The following is a 13,070-nucleotide window of genomic DNA, read 5'->3' as shown; positions in this document are numbered from 1 at the left end:
CATGCAGCGGGGGCGGGGCGCTCGAGCGTCCTGCGCCTGGTTCAGGCGTTGGGCCGCTTGCCGTGGTTCGCCTTGTTCCCCTTGCGGGAGCGACGCTTGCGTCCGCGCTTGGACATCGCTGCCCTCCTCTCACGTTGCAGGTGGGCCGGGCCGGCCCCTGGTTCTCGCGGGGCCTGGATCCGCCGCACGTATCGTGCGCGGCGGCGCCGGACCCACCAAGCTGACCGGACAAGCCTCTCACGGGGGACCTGGCGGGTGCGCCGGGCAGGGGAACGCAGGAGGAGCAGCAGTGCCGCAGCTGGGGATCGAGACCGTTCTAGTCGCAGGCCGGGGGCCGGCCGGGTGCGCCGTCGTCGCCGCCTGCGAACGGCTCGGGGTGAAGGCCGTCGCCGTGCACAGCGAGGCGGAGCGCTCCGCCCGGCACGTCCGGCTGGCCGACGACGCCGTCCTGCTGGGCCCGGCGCCCGCGGCCGAGAGCTACCTGGCCGTGGACCGCATCGTGGAGGCCGCCCGTCGCAGCGGCGCCGACACCGTGCTGCCCGTCCCGCCGGCGCTGGCGGGCAACGCCCGGCTCGCCGCCGCAGTCATCGCCGCGGGCCTGCGCTGGGTGGGGCCGGACCCCGAGGTGCTGGAGCGGCTGGGTGGCGACGGCGTCGAGCCGGCCAGCGAGCGTGGCCTACTGGCCTGGGTCACCGCCGAGGGCCTGCGCTTCACCACGCCCGTGGCCCGGGACCGCGCGGCCGGCATCGCCCGCGTCTCCTGGACCCCGGAGGACGTGGAGCGGCTGCCCGCGGCGGCGCGCCGCCTGCCGGAGCTGGGCTGGCGCGGGCTGGTCACCGTGGGCATCTCGCCCGACGGCGAGCTGGCCGAGGTCGCGGCCGGGTTCTCCCTCGACATGGCCGTCCTCGAGCGCTCGCACGGGGTGGACGCCGTCGAGCTCGCGTTGCGCAGCGCCGCCGACCCGCGTGAGGCCGGTGAGGCTCCGACGGGGGTGCCGCCGCGGCCGGCGGTCGCCGTGCAGCTGCGTTCCACGCTGGCCCCCGGCACAGCGGGCCGCATCACCGGCCGGCTGCCCGGGTCCGGTCGGCCGCCGGCGGCCGCGGCGGCGGTGGATCTCGTCGCCGTCACCGGCTACGACCCCGGGGACCGGCTCGACGGCTGGTACGACGCGCTGCTGGCCACGGTGAGCGCCGCGGCGCCGGACGTCCCGACCGCCGCCCGGGCGGCGAGCGACGCCCTGTCCGGGTACACCGACGTCGGCGTGCCCCACGACGGCGCCGAGGTCTGCGCGGTGCTGGGGCGACTCGCCGCGGATCGGGTCGCGCCGTAGACCCTGCGCTCGACCGCCGTGCTTGGATGAGGACTCACTGACGGCGTGTGCGGGAGGTTCCGGTGGCGGTCGAGGAGATCCACGCGGAGATGGTCTCCAGCGTCTGGAAGGTGCTCGTCCAGCCGGGAGCGCAGGTCGCCGCCGGCGAGACGCTGGTGATCCTCGAGTCGATGAAGATGGAGATCCCGGTGCTGACCGAGCGCGCGGGGACCGTGCAGGAGCTGCACGTCGTCGAGGGCGAGGTCCTCCAGGAGGGTGACCTCATCGCCACAGTGGCCGGTTGACGGCCTCGTCCGGAGGCTCGCCCCGAGCGTGCGAGGGGTGAGGAGGACGGGGTCCTTCAGCAGAGCTCCCTGGCGTAGACCAGCAGGTCGATCCCGGGAACCGGCGTCCAGTCCCGCTCCGGCAGCCGGCTGAACCCCAGCCGCTCGTAGAGCCGGTGCGCGGCCGTCATCCGCGTCCCGGTGGAGATGACCACGCGCCGCTTGCCCGCGGCCCGCGCCCGCTCCAGGCACTCCTGGACCAGCGCGGCGCCGATCCCGCGGCCCTGCGCCGCCGGGTCCACCACCAGCATCCGGAAGCCGGCCTCGTCGTCGGACTCGGTCACCTCGCCGAAGTCGCCCTCCAGCACGAGCGCGACGCTGCCGACCACGTGCCCGGTGCCGTCGCGGACGACGAGCAGCTCGGCGCGCTCGGCCCGGCCGGCGACGTCGGCCAGTTCGGCGGTGTAGGCGGGGGAGGCCAGCTCGCCGTCGACGTAGACGCCGACGGTCAGCTCGGCGATCCGGTCGTGGTCGGCGGGGACAGCGCTGTCGATGCGCAGCGCGGGGACGGACACCACGCATCGAGCGTAGTAAACGGACCCCCTGCCCCCCACGGCTCGCACGCTCACCGCGACCCCTGCAGGGGGCCATAGGCTCGGGGCACCATGAGCAGCCTCTCCGAGCGCCTCACCCGCGGAACGGCCTCCAGCCCCGCCCAGGTCGACCACGCCCGTCGACTGGTCGCCGACTGGCAGCTGCTGGCCGACCTCGCCTTCGCCGACCTCACGCTGTGGGTGCCGCTGTCCTCCGGCGGGTGGTGGTGCGTCGCCCAGGTCCGGCCGCTGACCGCGCCGACCAGCCGGCCCGAGGACATGGTGGGGGAGGAGGTCGACGGCGAGGCGGCCCAGCTGTTCGTCGTCGCCCACCGGGACGGCGCCGCGGTCGTCGACGGCGAGCCGGACCGGTCGGGCCGGCTGCCCCGCCGGCGCGAGGTGATCCCGGTGCGGCACGAGGGGGTGCCGATCGCCGTGCTGGCCAAGGACACCAACCTGGCGGCGACCCGGTCACCGTCCACGCTGGAGCTGACCTACCTCGACATCGCCGCCGATCTCTCCCTGATGGTCTCGACGGGGACGTTCCCGCCGACCTCGCTGCAGGACGCGGAGATGGGCCCGCGGGTGGGCGACGGGCTCGTGCGGCTCGACCGGGCGGGGGCGGTCACCTACGCCAGCCCGAACGCGGTGTCGGCCTACCGGCGCATCGGGGTGGCCGACGACCTCGCCGGCGCCGACCTCGCCGACGTCACGTGCCGCTCGGTCACCGACCGGGTGTCGGGCGAGGCCGCCGCGGCCTGCATCGCCGCAGCGGTGGGCGGGCGCTACCCCGTCCCGGTCGACGTCGAGGCCGACAGCGCCACGCTGCTGCTGCGCGCCCTGCCGCTGCGGGCGCCCGGAGCCGCTCCGGGGGCCCTCGTCCTCCTCCGGGACGTCACCGACGTGCGGCGTCGCGACCGCGCGCTGCTGACCAAGGACGCGACCATCCGGGAGATCCACCACCGGGTGAAGAACAACCTGCAGACGGTGGCGGCGCTGCTGCGGCTGCAGGCCCGCCGGATGACCGAGCCGGCGGCGCGTGCGGCGCTCGAGGAGTCGGTGCGCCGGGTGTCGTCCATCGCCGTGGTGCACGAGACGCTCGCCGGCAGCCGGGAGGACGTCGTCGACGTCGACGACGTGCTGGACCAGGTGCTGCCGATGCTGGGCGACCTGACCTCCATCGGCCCGGCCGCCCGGACGCGGCGCACCGGGTCCTTCGGCGAGCTGCCGGCCGCGGCCGCCACACCGCTGGTCCTGGCCGTCACGGAACTGCTGCACAACGCCGCCGAGCACGCCTTCGTCGAGGAGGAGCCCGGCGTCATCGAGCTCGTGGCCGAGCGCACCGGGGACGACCTCGTCGTCCGGGTGCGGGACAACGGCCGGGGGCTGCCGGCGGGGTTCGACCCCGCGGCCAGCGACCGGCTGGGTCTGCAGATCGTGCGGACCCTGGTCACCAGCGAGCTCGGCGGGACGTTGACGATGGGCGCCCCGCAGGGCGCCCAGGGGACCGAGGTGGTGCTGGAGCTGCCCGCCGCCGGCTGGCCACGCCGCTGAGCCGCCGCGTCGCCGTGGCGGTGAGCCGCTGCGCCGACGCGGCCCAGGATGCGCCGAGGCCGGTCCGGGACGGGTCCCGGACCGGCCTCGTGGCGGTCCCTGTGCTGCGGTGGCTGCCCGGGGGTACCCGTGCAGCCGATCGTGCCCGGAGATCAGGCGGTGGCCACCCGGGTGCGAGCCTGACGACGCTTGAGCGCGCGTCGCTCGTCCTCGGAGAGGCCACCCCAGACGCCGGAGTCCTGACCGGAGCGGAGAGCCCAGTCAAGACACGACTGCACGACGGGGCAGCGCTGGCACACGGCCTTCGCCTGCTCGATCTGGACGGTCGCCGGGCCGGTCGTCCCGATGGGGAAGAACAGCTCCGGATCCTCGTCCCGGCAGAGCGCGCGGTGGCGCCAGTCCATGGCTTCGTACTCCTCGATGTCGTCTACGGTCAGGTGCGTCAGTCGCCCTGCTCGGTCCGCCTCGCCGGGCCGACACCGGTTGCCCAGCGCCATGTCGGCAGCTACTGCCTGCTTGTTACCGGCAGGTTGCGTTCCTGCAGCGATGTTTTCACGGGAAAGTCGCAAGTCAAGGGAATCAACCTCGCCCGAACCCCCGCGTGAGCAACCTCACCACGCACGTGGTAGGCCCGCCACTCGTGGGGGCGAACCTTTCCGGCCAGAGCTTGCGGGCCTGCGGTCAGGACACCACGCGGAGCGCGTTCGGGACGTTCCGTATCCGGACGCCGGTGGCGGTGCCGAGGTGCTCGCCGTCGACCTGCCACCCCTGCGGTCGAACCGCGTCGAGGGTCAGCTCGGCGAGGTCGTGACGGCGGTGCAGGCCGCGGCCGCGGAGGTCGGGCTCGCGGGTCATCGTCTGGCGGAGGGCGCGCAGCATCCGCACCGTGCTGGTCCGTCCCAGGGCGAAGACGTCCAGGCCGGTCTCGAAGGATGCGTCCGGGGTCGGGTTCACCGCCCGCGCGCCGAGATAGGTCCAGGGGCTGACGTTGGAGATCAGGCAGAGGAACAGCCCCGCCACGTCCGGCTCGCCCGGGATCCGCAGGGTCATCGCGGGGCGGCGGCGGTCGCGCCCGAAGAAGAACGCGTGCGTCGCCTGCCGCACGTAGAGGGCGCCGGTCGAGCGCCGCCCCTGGGCGCGGTGCGCCTCCACGCGGGCGATGACGTCGGCGTCGAAGCCGAAGCCGGCGGCGAACACGAAGTACCGCGGCGCCGTCCACCCGCCGTCGTGATCGCGGGCGTCGTGCTCGGCGACCTCCTCGGCGGAGCCGGGGGCCACCCCGGTGACGGCGGCGGTGCTCGTGCCGGTGGCGGTGATGCTGCCGAGCGAGATCATCCGGGTCCGCCCCGCGCGGAGGGAGTCGATGATCTCGGCGGTCGCCTCGATCGGGTCGCGGGACCGGCCGAGCGCCCGGGAGAAGACGTTCGTGGAGCCGCCGGGGACGACGGCCAGCGCGGGCAGCCCGGGTGCGGGCCCGTCGGTGAGCAGTCCGTTGACCACCTCGTTCACGGTGCCGTCACCGCCGACCGCGATCACCAGGTCGACGCCGTCGGCCGCCGCGCGGGCACCGAGCTCGCGGGCGTGACCCCGGTGGGCGGTGTGGACGACCTCGACCTTGAGCTCGCTGGTGAGGGCGCCGACCAGCACGTCACGCATCTTGGCCGACGTGGTGGTCGCCGCCGGGTTGACGACCACGAGCGCGCGCATACCGCCAGGCTAACCAGGGTGCGCGCGTGCACGCGGGAGGCCGGGAGGTCGGCGCCGGACGGCCCTGACGCTCCCGCCGCGTAATCTCGGCGCGTGACCGAGCACCGGAGCACGCCGCCCCAGCCGCCCCGCCGGCTGGCCGACCGGCTGTTCGGCGCGGCCGCGGCCGAGCCGGCCGCCCGTCCCGCGGGGCCGCGGACGGAGGCGCCGCCGTCGCTGCGGCGGGCGGCGCTGGCGGTCGGCGTCGAGGCCGCCGCCTTCACGGTGGGCGCGCTGGTCCTGCTCTACCTGACGGTCACCGGGAACGCCGAGAGCACGGCGCGGGCGCTGGCCGAGGTGGTGCTGGCCTCGCTGGCCGCGGGCGTGCTGGGCGCCGGTGCCGTCGGGCTGTCCCGGGTGGCCGGCTGGGCGCGCGGGCCCGTGATCGCGCTCCAGCTGTTCCTGGCGCTGGTGGGCTTCACGTTCGCCTTCTCCGCCCAGCAGCCGCTGATCGGCCTGCCGATCCTGGCGCTGGTGGTCACGGTGCTCTACTCGCTGGCCACGCCCGAGTCGCGGCTGGCGTACCTCGGGCGCTAGACCAGGTCGATGACGTCGGCGATCGAGTCGCACACCCGGCTGGGACGGAACGGGAAGCGGCTCACCTCGGCCGCGGACGTGGAGCCGGTCAGGACGAGGATCGTCTCCAGCCCGGCCTCGATCCCGGCCACGACGTCGGTGTCCATGCGGTCGCCGACCATCATGGTGGACTCCGAGTGCGCCTCGATCCGGTTCATGGCGCTGCGGAACATCATCGGGTTGGGCTTGCCGACGAAGTAGGGCTTGGCGCCGGTGGCGGCGGTGATCATCGCGGCGACCGAGCCGGTGGCCGGCAGCGGGCCCTCGGGGGAGGGGCCGGTGACGTCGGGGTTCGTGGCGATGAACCGGGCCCCGTTGGCGACCAACCGGATGGCGCGGGTGATCGCCTCGAACGAGTACGTGCGGGTCTCGCCGAGCACGACGTAGTCCGGGTCGGTGTCGGTCATCGTGTAGCCGACCTCGTGGAGCGCGGTGGTCAGGCCGGCCTCGCCGATGACGTAGGCCGAACCGCCGGGCAGCTGCGCGCTGAGGAAGTCGGCGGTGGCCAGCGCCGAGGTGAAGATCGCCTCCTCCGGCACCTGCAGCCCGCCCCGGGCGAGCCGGGCGGCCAGGTCGCGCGGTGTGAAGATCGAGTTGTTGGTCAGCACGAGGAACCGGCGGCGCTTCTCGACCAGCCGGTCGAGGAACTCCTTGGCGCCGGGGAGGGCGTTGCCCTCGTGCACCAGGACGCCGTCCATGTCGGTCAGCCAGCACTCGATCGGTCCGCGCTCGGTGGTCACGGCGTCCACGCTAGTGCCGTGCGCGGCCGTCGCGTGCGGGCTCAACGACGGACCGAGAAGTTCGCCAGGGCGTCATCGGTGAGCCGGAAGACCGTCCACTCGTCCATCGCGACGGCGCCGGCGGCCTTGTAGAAGTCGATCGACGGGGTGTTCCAGTCCAGCACCGACCACTCCAGCCGGGAGTAGCCGCGTTCGACGCACACCGCCGCGAGCGTCCGCAGCAGCTCCTTGCCCAGCCCTGTGCCGCGGTGCTGCGGCTGGACGTAGAGGTCCTCGAGGTGGATGCCGTGCGTGCCGCGCCAGGTGGAGAAGTTCAGGAACCAGAGCGCGACTCCGACGACCTCGCCGTCCCGCTCTGCTACGTGGCCGAAGAGCGCCGGGGTGTCGCCGAACAGGCAGTCGGCGAGCTGCTCCTCGGTGAGCCGGACCTCGTGCAGCGCCTTCTCGTACTCGGCCAGCTCCCGCACCAGACCCACCACGGCGGGGACGTCGTCAGGCCGGACAGGGCGGACGCTCACAGCTGCCCTCGTTCGCTGCCGCGGGCCGCTCCGCTCCTCGGTCGCTGTCCCCCGCAAGCGGGAGGTGCCGCCAGCCAGGGGCGATGCTCACGGCCCTGTCCCCTCACAGCAGGACCTCCCGGACCCGGGCCGGCACCAACCGGGCCAGCGGGGCGAACACCGGCACGAGCACCGGGGCGAACAGGTAGCCGTAGGCGAGCAGGCAGCCGGTGACGACGGGGGACAGCGCGAAGCCGATCACCAGCAGCACCGCCGTCGCGATCAGGCCGTACGGCTTCCCGCTCTTCGGGCTCACCAGGGAGCGGAACGAGCGGAAGCGGACGTTGCTGACCATCAGCAGAGCAGGCAGGGCGACGACCAGCAGCACCCAGAGCCGGTCGCGGCCCTGCATCTCGTCGCCGAAGGCGAACACCGAGGCCAGCACCACGCCGGCGGCGCCCGGGCTCGGCAGGCCGATGAAGTACCGCTTGTCCGCCGTCGGGTCGATCGTGACGTTGAAGCGGGCCAGCCGGATCGCGGCGCAGGCCACCCAGAGGAAGCAGACCACCCAGCCGAGCGGGTCCCACTCGTCGCGTCCCTCGGAGAACAGGGTGAACGCCAGCAGTGCCGGGGCGAGCCCGAAGGACACCAGGTCGGCCAGCGAGTCGAACTGCAGCCCGAAGGGCGTCACCGCCCCGACCAGGCGCGCGACCGCGCCGTCGGTGATGTCGAAGAGCACCGACAGCCCGATGAGGACGGCGGCCAGCGTGTGGTCCCCGCGGATGGACACCAGGATCGCGGCGAACCCGCAGAGCATGTTGGCGAGCGTGAAGAGGCTGGGGAGCGTCGCCAGGGCCCGTCGCCGGCTGCCGCGCACCGAACCGCGGACGAACTCCACGGTGGCCGTGCGCCGGGTCTGCGGCCGGCGGTGACCGGACGGGGAGCTGGGCACAGGGAGCCCCCTCAGCGGGTCGAGGGCCAGCGGGCGATGACGGTCTCGCCGCCCCGCACGCGCTGGCCCTTGGTCACGAGGACCTCGCACTCGCGAGGCACGAAGACGTCCATTCGGGAACCGAACTTCATCAGGCCCATGCGCTCACCGGTCGCCAGGGTCTGCCCGACGCCGGTGCGGGTGACGATCCGGCGGGCCAGCACGCCGACGATCTGCCGGAAGACGACCGTGCGGTCGCCGTCGCGCAGCCACAGCTCGCTGCGCTCGTTCCGGTGCGCGGACTCCTTGCGGTAGGCGGCCAGGAAGCTCCCCTTGCGGTAGGAGCTCTCCACGACCTCGCCGCGGTACGGGGAGCGGTTGACGTGCACGTCGACGACCGACAGGAAGACGCTGATCTGCTGCCAGTCGCCCTCGGGGGCGACGCCCTCCTGCGGCTCGCCCGCGACCATGACCATGCCGTCGGCGGGCGAGATGACGTCGTCGGCCGCGGGCGGCGTGCTGTCGCAGCGGCGGTCGGGGTCGCGGAAGAACAGCGCCATGTAGGCGGAGAGGCCGAGGAAGGGCCACGCGGCCAGGCGGAGCCGGCGTCGGCCGGTGGCCCGGCCTCCGGCCGCGAGCAGGGCGGCGGGGGCCAGCGGTCCGGTGATGAAGGGCCAGCCGGCGGGATCGATGCGCATCGTGGGCAAACGCTACCGGGCGCGCGGCGGTGCGGGTGGCACCCGCCGGTCACCTGGGCGCCGAAGCGCGGTCCGGATCGGCGCCCTGCTCCGTGGCGCGGCTGCGGTGCGGGCCGCCGTACCAGTCCAGGCACATCATGGTGGCGTCGTCCCGCAGGTTGCCGTCCGTCGCCTGCAGGACGGCGGCGCCCAGCTCGTGGACCACCTCGCGGGGGTGCAGGCCCGCGCTGCGAGCCAGTGCCGCGGCGACGTCGAGCTCGGCCGCGTTGCGCTCGAGCATCCCGTCGGTCAAGAAGACGATGCGGTCCCCGGGCTCGAGGGGGAACTCCTGCACCTGGAAGGACTTGTCCGGGACGACGCCGAAGGGCGGCTCGACGCGGAGGCCGAGCTCCTCCACCTTGCCGTCGCGCAGCCGCAGCGGCACGGTGTGCCCCGCGTTGATCGCCTCCGCCCGGCCGGTCTCCAGGTCGACCCGGACCAGCAGGCCGGTGACGAAGCCGCCCGCCGCGGCGTTGTGGGCCAGCGAGTCGTTGGCGTAGCGCGCCTGCTCGGCGAGGTCGAGACCGCGCCGGCGGCCGTTGCGGAGGGCCCCGACCAGCAGGGTGGCCAGCAGCGCCGCCGAGACCTGGTGGCCGACCGCGTCGGTGATCGAGAGGTGCAGGCAGGTCCGGTCGAGCGCGTAGTCGAACGTGTCCCCGCCCACCGATCCCGCCGGCTCCAGCCAGCCGGCCAGGGTGAACTGCCCCGCCTCGCACGTGTAGGAGGCCGGGAGCAGTCGTCGCTGGATCTCCGCGGCGAGGGCGAAGGGGGTGGAGCGGTGGCCCCACTCGAAGACGTCGGTGTGCCGGCGGGCCGCGATGACGACGTAGGCCAGCGCGTGCGCGGCGCTGCGGACGTCGCTCAGCTCGGTGTCGGTGGGCGTCCGGGGCAGCACCATCTCGATCAGCCCGATCGCGTCGCCCCGGTCGGTGACCGGGGCGATCAACCGGGTGCCCCCGTCCTGCGGCGTCACGTCCATCTGCTGGGTGCGCAGCACCTGCGCGTAGACGGTCCCGGCCAGGGGCAGGGTCTCGGCCTGCTCGGGCCCGTGGCTGCGGGCGCCGGGAACGGTGCCGGCGGAGGTCAGCCGGACGACGGACCGGCCGCTGAAGTCGGCGATCAGGAAGGTGACCCGGTGGGCGCCGATCATCTCGGCGAGCGCGGCGCTCACCGCCTCGACCGCCTCGATCGGGGCCGCTGCCTCGACCTTCTCCAGGACTGCGCCGATGTCCATTCCGAGATCCTCCGGACCGCGCCGGGGGGACCCCGGGGCTCAGGCGCGATGTCACCGGGTGGGGAGGAGCGGGTTCAGTTCAGGAGATGACGCTGCCGGATCGCCGGGCGGGCGATCCGGCAGCGCTGCCCCGTCCCGAGCTCGCCCCGAGCGTGCAATGGGGTGAGGAGGACGGGGTCCTTCGTCAGGCAGCGGCCTTGGTCTCCCAGAAGATCTTGTCGATCTCGGCGATGTAGTCGAGCAGCTTCTGGCCCTCGGCGGGGTCCATGCTGCCCTTGCCGCCGGCCGCACCGGCCTGCTTGGTGGCCTTGTTGAACAGCTCGTGCAGGTGCGGGTACTTCTCGAAGTGCGGGGGCTTGAAGTAGTCGGTCCACAGCACCCACAGGTGGTGCTTGACCAGGTCGGCGCGCGCCTCCTTGATCAGGACGGCGCGCATCTTGAAGACCTCGTCGTCGCTGGCCTGGTACTTCTCCTGGATGGCCTTGACCGACTCGGCCTCGATGCGGGCCTGGGCGGGGTCGTACACGCCGCAGGGGAGGTCGCAGTGCGCGGTGGCCTCCACGGCGGAGAACATGCGGGTGAAACGCATGGAGGTGCCTCCGGGGGTCGTGGGGTTGTGTCGTCTGCGACCCTACTCGCGGTGATCGACGGCGGCAGTGTGGGAGAGCGCGCGAACGGCCCGGTGCGGCCACTGCCGACCGCCTGGGTGCTGGTGCGCGTGAGCGGGCCGTCGATGTCCCCGACCGTGCGCTCCGGGGACCGGCTGCTGGCCCGTCGCGTGCGCCCCGGCGGCCGGGTGCGTCCGGGGGACGTCGTCGTCGCCCGGTTCCCGTCCCGCCCGGAGCTGCTGGTCGTCAAGCGGGTGCGGCGGGCGGTCGAGGGCGGGCACTGGGTCGAGGGCGACAACCCCTTCCTCACCGACGACAGCCGGTCCTTCGGCGCCGCGGTCGTCGTGGGCCGGGTGGTGGTGCGGCTGTGGCCCCGCCCCGGCCGTCTTCCCCCGGCCCCGCCGTCAGGCCTGGCGTAGCCGGGCGTACCGCTCGGCGCACGCGGCCATCGTCGGCAGCAGCCCCTGCTCGCGGGCTTCGGCGAGGGTGGGCGCCCCGCGGTCCTTCGCCGACAGCTCGAGCTCCACGTCGGTGGGCCACGGCAGGTCCAGGTCCGGGTCGAGCGGGGAGACGCCGAACTCCCGGGTCGGGTCGTAGCCGGAGGAGACCAGGTAGGTGACCGAGCTGCGGTCCTCGAGCGCGACGAAGGCGTGGCCGAGCCCCTCCGCGAGGTAGACCGCACGCGGCTGCTCGCTGTCGAGCAGCACCGCGTCGTGCGTCCCGAACGTCGGGGAGCCGACGCGCACATCGATGATCACGTCGAGCACGCGGCCGGCGGGGCAGTAGATGTACTTGGCCTGACCGGGGGGCACCAGCGCGAAGTGCACACCGCGCAGCGCCCCTCGCGAGGAGACGCTGTGGTTGGCCTGGGCGAGCGGCAGCGCGTGTCCCACTGCTTGGGAAAGCACGTCGGCTCGGTACCACTCGGTGAAACGTCCCCGCGTGTCCCCGTGCGGCACGAGGTCGAGGACGTAGCTGTCGGGCACGGCGAGCTCGCGGATCTCCACCTGCGCACCGTAGCGACAGGCCGCCCCCCGAGCCCGGTTACTCTGCTGTGCCCATGAGCGGAAATCCGGCGTCCGAGCACCCCGTTCCCGACCGCTTCGCCGACGACCCGGCCTTCGCGGTGCACGAGGGCGGCAAGCTCGCCGTGGCGTCCACCCGCTCGATCGATTCGATCGCCGATCTCGCGCTCACCTACACGCCCGGTGTCGCGCGGGTCTCCAGCGCCATCGCGGCCGAGCCGGAGCTGGCCCGCCGGTACACCTGGGCGCCGCGCGTCGTCGCGGTCGTCTCCGACGGCACCGCGGTGCTCGGGCTCGGCGACATCGGCCCGGCAGCGGCGCTGCCGGTCATGGAGGGCAAGGCCTGCCTCTTCAGCGAGTTCGCCGGCCTCTCCTCGGTGCCGATCGTGCTGAGCACCACCGACGTCGACGCGATCGTCGACACGGTGATGGCGATCGCGCCGTCCTTCGGCGGCATCAACCTCGAGGACATCAGCGCCCCACGGTGCTTCGAGATCGAGGACCGGCTGCGCGAGCGGCTGGACATCCCGGTCATGCACGACGACCAGCACGGGACGGCGATCGTCGTCCTCGCCGCGCTGCGGAACGCCGCCACGGTGGTGGGCCGCCAGCTGGCCGACCTGCGGGTCGTGGTGTCCGGCGCCGGTGCGGCGGGCGTCGCCTGCACGAAGATCCTGCTGGAGGCCGGCGTCGGCGACATCGCGGTCGCCGACTCGCAGGGCATCCTGCACGCGGGCCGGGAGGTGACCGGCACCAAGCAGTGGCTGGTGGAGAACACCAACGCGCGGGGCTTCGCCGGCTCGATGGTGTCCGCGCTCGAGGGAGCAGACGTCTACCTCGGCGTCTCCGGCGGCAGCGTCCCGGAGGCCGCGATCGCCTCGATGGCGGACAACTGCATCGTCTTCTCGCTGGCCAACCCGATCCCCGAGGTCGACCCGGAGATGGCCGCGAAGTACGCCGCCGTCGTCGCCACCGGCCGCAGCGACCTGCCCAACCAGATCAACAACGTGCTCGCCTTCCCCGGCGTCTTCCGGGGGGCGATCGACGCGGGCGCCACCGGCATCACCGAGGAGATGAAGCTGGCGGCCGCCACGGCGATCGCCGACGTCGTCGGCGAGGACCTGCGGGCCGACTACATCGTGCCCAGCCCGCTGGACCGCCGGGTGGCCACCGCGGTCGCCGAGGCCGTCGCCGCCTGCGCCCGCGAGCAGGGCATCACCCGCTGCTGAAGGACCC

Annotated in this window: 17 protein-coding genes; 6 read left to right on the top strand and 11 right to left on the bottom strand. The window is 73.9% G+C overall.

Going from position 1 to position 13,070, the window contains the following annotated elements:
- Window positions 1-41: 41 nt before the first annotated feature.
- Window positions 42-116 (bottom strand): 50S ribosomal protein bL37, encoded by a 75-nt coding sequence (locus GCU60_RS22035; RefSeq protein WP_014377707.1) that lies wholly within the window; start codon window positions 114-116, stop codon window positions 42-44.
- 173 nt (window positions 117-289) lie between these two features.
- On the opposite strand from GCU60_RS22035, the gene GCU60_RS05785 reads away from it, so the two are divergent.
- Together GCU60_RS05785 and GCU60_RS05780 are read left to right on the top strand one after the other, a co-directional pair.
- Window positions 290-1,330, top strand: a complete 1,041-nt coding sequence (locus tag GCU60_RS05785) for a biotin carboxylase N-terminal domain-containing protein (protein ID WP_163203117.1) — start codon at window positions 290-292, stop codon at window positions 1,328-1,330.
- A gap of 62 nt (window positions 1,331-1,392) precedes the next feature.
- On the top strand, window positions 1,393-1,614 hold the full coding sequence (locus GCU60_RS05780; RefSeq protein WP_163203115.1) for a biotin/lipoyl-binding carrier protein: 222 nt from the start codon (window positions 1,393-1,395) through the stop codon (window positions 1,612-1,614).
- Window positions 1,615-1,670: 56 nt separating this feature from the next.
- Here the strand turns inward: GCU60_RS05780 and GCU60_RS05775 are convergent, their stop codons facing one another.
- Window positions 1,671-2,171 carry a GNAT family N-acetyltransferase gene (locus GCU60_RS05775; protein ID WP_345770417.1) on the bottom strand — a complete coding sequence of 167 codons (501 nt, stop codon included), beginning with the start codon at window positions 2,169-2,171 and terminating at the stop codon, window positions 1,671-1,673.
- Window positions 2,172-2,258: 87 nt separating this feature from the next.
- Here GCU60_RS05775 and GCU60_RS05770 point away from each other — a divergent pair, with 87 nt between their 5' ends.
- Window positions 2,259-3,740: a sensor histidine kinase gene (locus GCU60_RS05770; protein WP_163203113.1), complete on the top strand. Its 1,482-nt coding sequence runs from the start codon at window positions 2,259-2,261 to the stop codon at window positions 3,738-3,740.
- A gap of 152 nt (window positions 3,741-3,892) precedes the next feature.
- Here the strand turns inward: GCU60_RS05770 and GCU60_RS05765 are convergent, their stop codons facing one another.
- Together GCU60_RS05765 and GCU60_RS05760 are read right to left on the bottom strand one after the other, a co-directional pair.
- The gene (locus GCU60_RS05765; protein ID WP_163203111.1) at window positions 3,893-4,144 is read right to left on the bottom strand and encodes a WhiB family transcriptional regulator; all 252 of its coding nucleotides are present in this window, start codon (window positions 4,142-4,144) and stop codon (window positions 3,893-3,895) included.
- Window positions 4,145-4,421: 277 nt separating this feature from the next.
- On the bottom strand, window positions 4,422-5,447 hold the full coding sequence (locus GCU60_RS05760; RefSeq protein WP_163203108.1) for a diacylglycerol/lipid kinase family protein: 1,026 nt from the start codon (window positions 5,445-5,447) through the stop codon (window positions 4,422-4,424).
- A 93-nt stretch (window positions 5,448-5,540) separates the two neighbouring features.
- On the opposite strand from GCU60_RS05760, the gene GCU60_RS05755 reads away from it, so the two are divergent.
- Window positions 5,541-6,023, top strand: a complete 483-nt coding sequence (locus tag GCU60_RS05755; RefSeq protein ID WP_163203106.1) for a hypothetical protein — start codon at window positions 5,541-5,543, stop codon at window positions 6,021-6,023.
- Here GCU60_RS05755 and GCU60_RS05750 read toward each other — a convergent pair.
- From GCU60_RS05750 to sodN, 6 genes are all read right to left on the bottom strand, one after another.
- Window positions 6,020-6,802, bottom strand: coding sequence for an HAD-IIA family hydrolase (locus GCU60_RS05750; protein WP_345770416.1), 783 nt, complete (start codon window positions 6,800-6,802; stop codon window positions 6,020-6,022). The two genes, GCU60_RS05755 and GCU60_RS05750, sit on opposite strands and share 4 nt — an antisense overlap.
- A 41-nt stretch (window positions 6,803-6,843) precedes the next feature.
- Window positions 6,844-7,320 (bottom strand): GNAT family N-acetyltransferase, encoded by a 477-nt coding sequence (locus GCU60_RS05745; protein ID WP_163203104.1) that lies wholly within the window; start codon window positions 7,318-7,320, stop codon window positions 6,844-6,846.
- A gap of 103 nt (window positions 7,321-7,423) precedes the next feature.
- Window positions 7,424-8,251, bottom strand: a complete 828-nt coding sequence (gene pssA, locus GCU60_RS05740) for a CDP-diacylglycerol--serine O-phosphatidyltransferase (protein WP_163203102.1) — start codon at window positions 8,249-8,251, stop codon at window positions 7,424-7,426.
- Window positions 8,252-8,262: 11 nt separating this feature from the next.
- Window positions 8,263-8,928, bottom strand: a complete 666-nt coding sequence (locus GCU60_RS05735) for a phosphatidylserine decarboxylase (protein WP_163203100.1) — start codon at window positions 8,926-8,928, stop codon at window positions 8,263-8,265.
- A 49-nt stretch (window positions 8,929-8,977) separates the two neighbouring features.
- On the bottom strand, window positions 8,978-10,201 hold the full coding sequence (locus GCU60_RS05730) for a PP2C family protein-serine/threonine phosphatase (RefSeq protein WP_163203098.1): 1,224 nt from the start codon (window positions 10,199-10,201) through the stop codon (window positions 8,978-8,980).
- Window positions 10,202-10,385: 184 nt separating this feature from the next.
- Window positions 10,386-10,790: a superoxide dismutase, Ni gene (gene sodN / locus GCU60_RS05725; RefSeq protein ID WP_113812915.1), complete on the bottom strand. Its 405-nt coding sequence runs from the start codon at window positions 10,788-10,790 to the stop codon at window positions 10,386-10,388.
- Window positions 10,791-10,883: 93 nt separating this feature from the next.
- Between sodN and GCU60_RS20140 the strand changes: the two genes are divergently transcribed.
- Entirely contained in the window at window positions 10,884-11,228 is a 345-nt protein-coding gene (locus GCU60_RS20140; protein ID WP_345770415.1) for a S26 family signal peptidase, read from the top strand.
- Here GCU60_RS20140 and GCU60_RS05715 read toward each other — a convergent pair.
- Complete coding sequence (locus GCU60_RS05715; protein ID WP_163203094.1) at window positions 11,214-11,816, bottom strand: dTDP-4-dehydrorhamnose 3,5-epimerase family protein; 603 nt, start codon at window positions 11,814-11,816, stop codon at window positions 11,214-11,216. The two genes, GCU60_RS20140 and GCU60_RS05715, sit on opposite strands and share 15 nt — an antisense overlap.
- A gap of 53 nt (window positions 11,817-11,869) precedes the next feature.
- Here GCU60_RS05715 and GCU60_RS05710 point away from each other — a divergent pair, with 53 nt between their 5' ends.
- Window positions 11,870-13,063: an NAD(P)-dependent malic enzyme gene (locus GCU60_RS05710; RefSeq protein ID WP_163203092.1), complete on the top strand. Its 1,194-nt coding sequence runs from the start codon at window positions 11,870-11,872 to the stop codon at window positions 13,061-13,063.
- The last annotated feature ends 7 nt before the right edge of the window (window positions 13,064-13,070 follow it).

Source organism: Blastococcus saxobsidens, from assembly GCF_010682065.1.
Taxonomy (GTDB): domain Bacteria; phylum Actinomycetota; class Actinomycetes; order Mycobacteriales; family Geodermatophilaceae; genus Blastococcus; species Blastococcus saxobsidens_B.
Note: the sequence above shows the minus strand (reverse complement) of the source record. Positions and strands in the feature narration are given on the sequence as shown.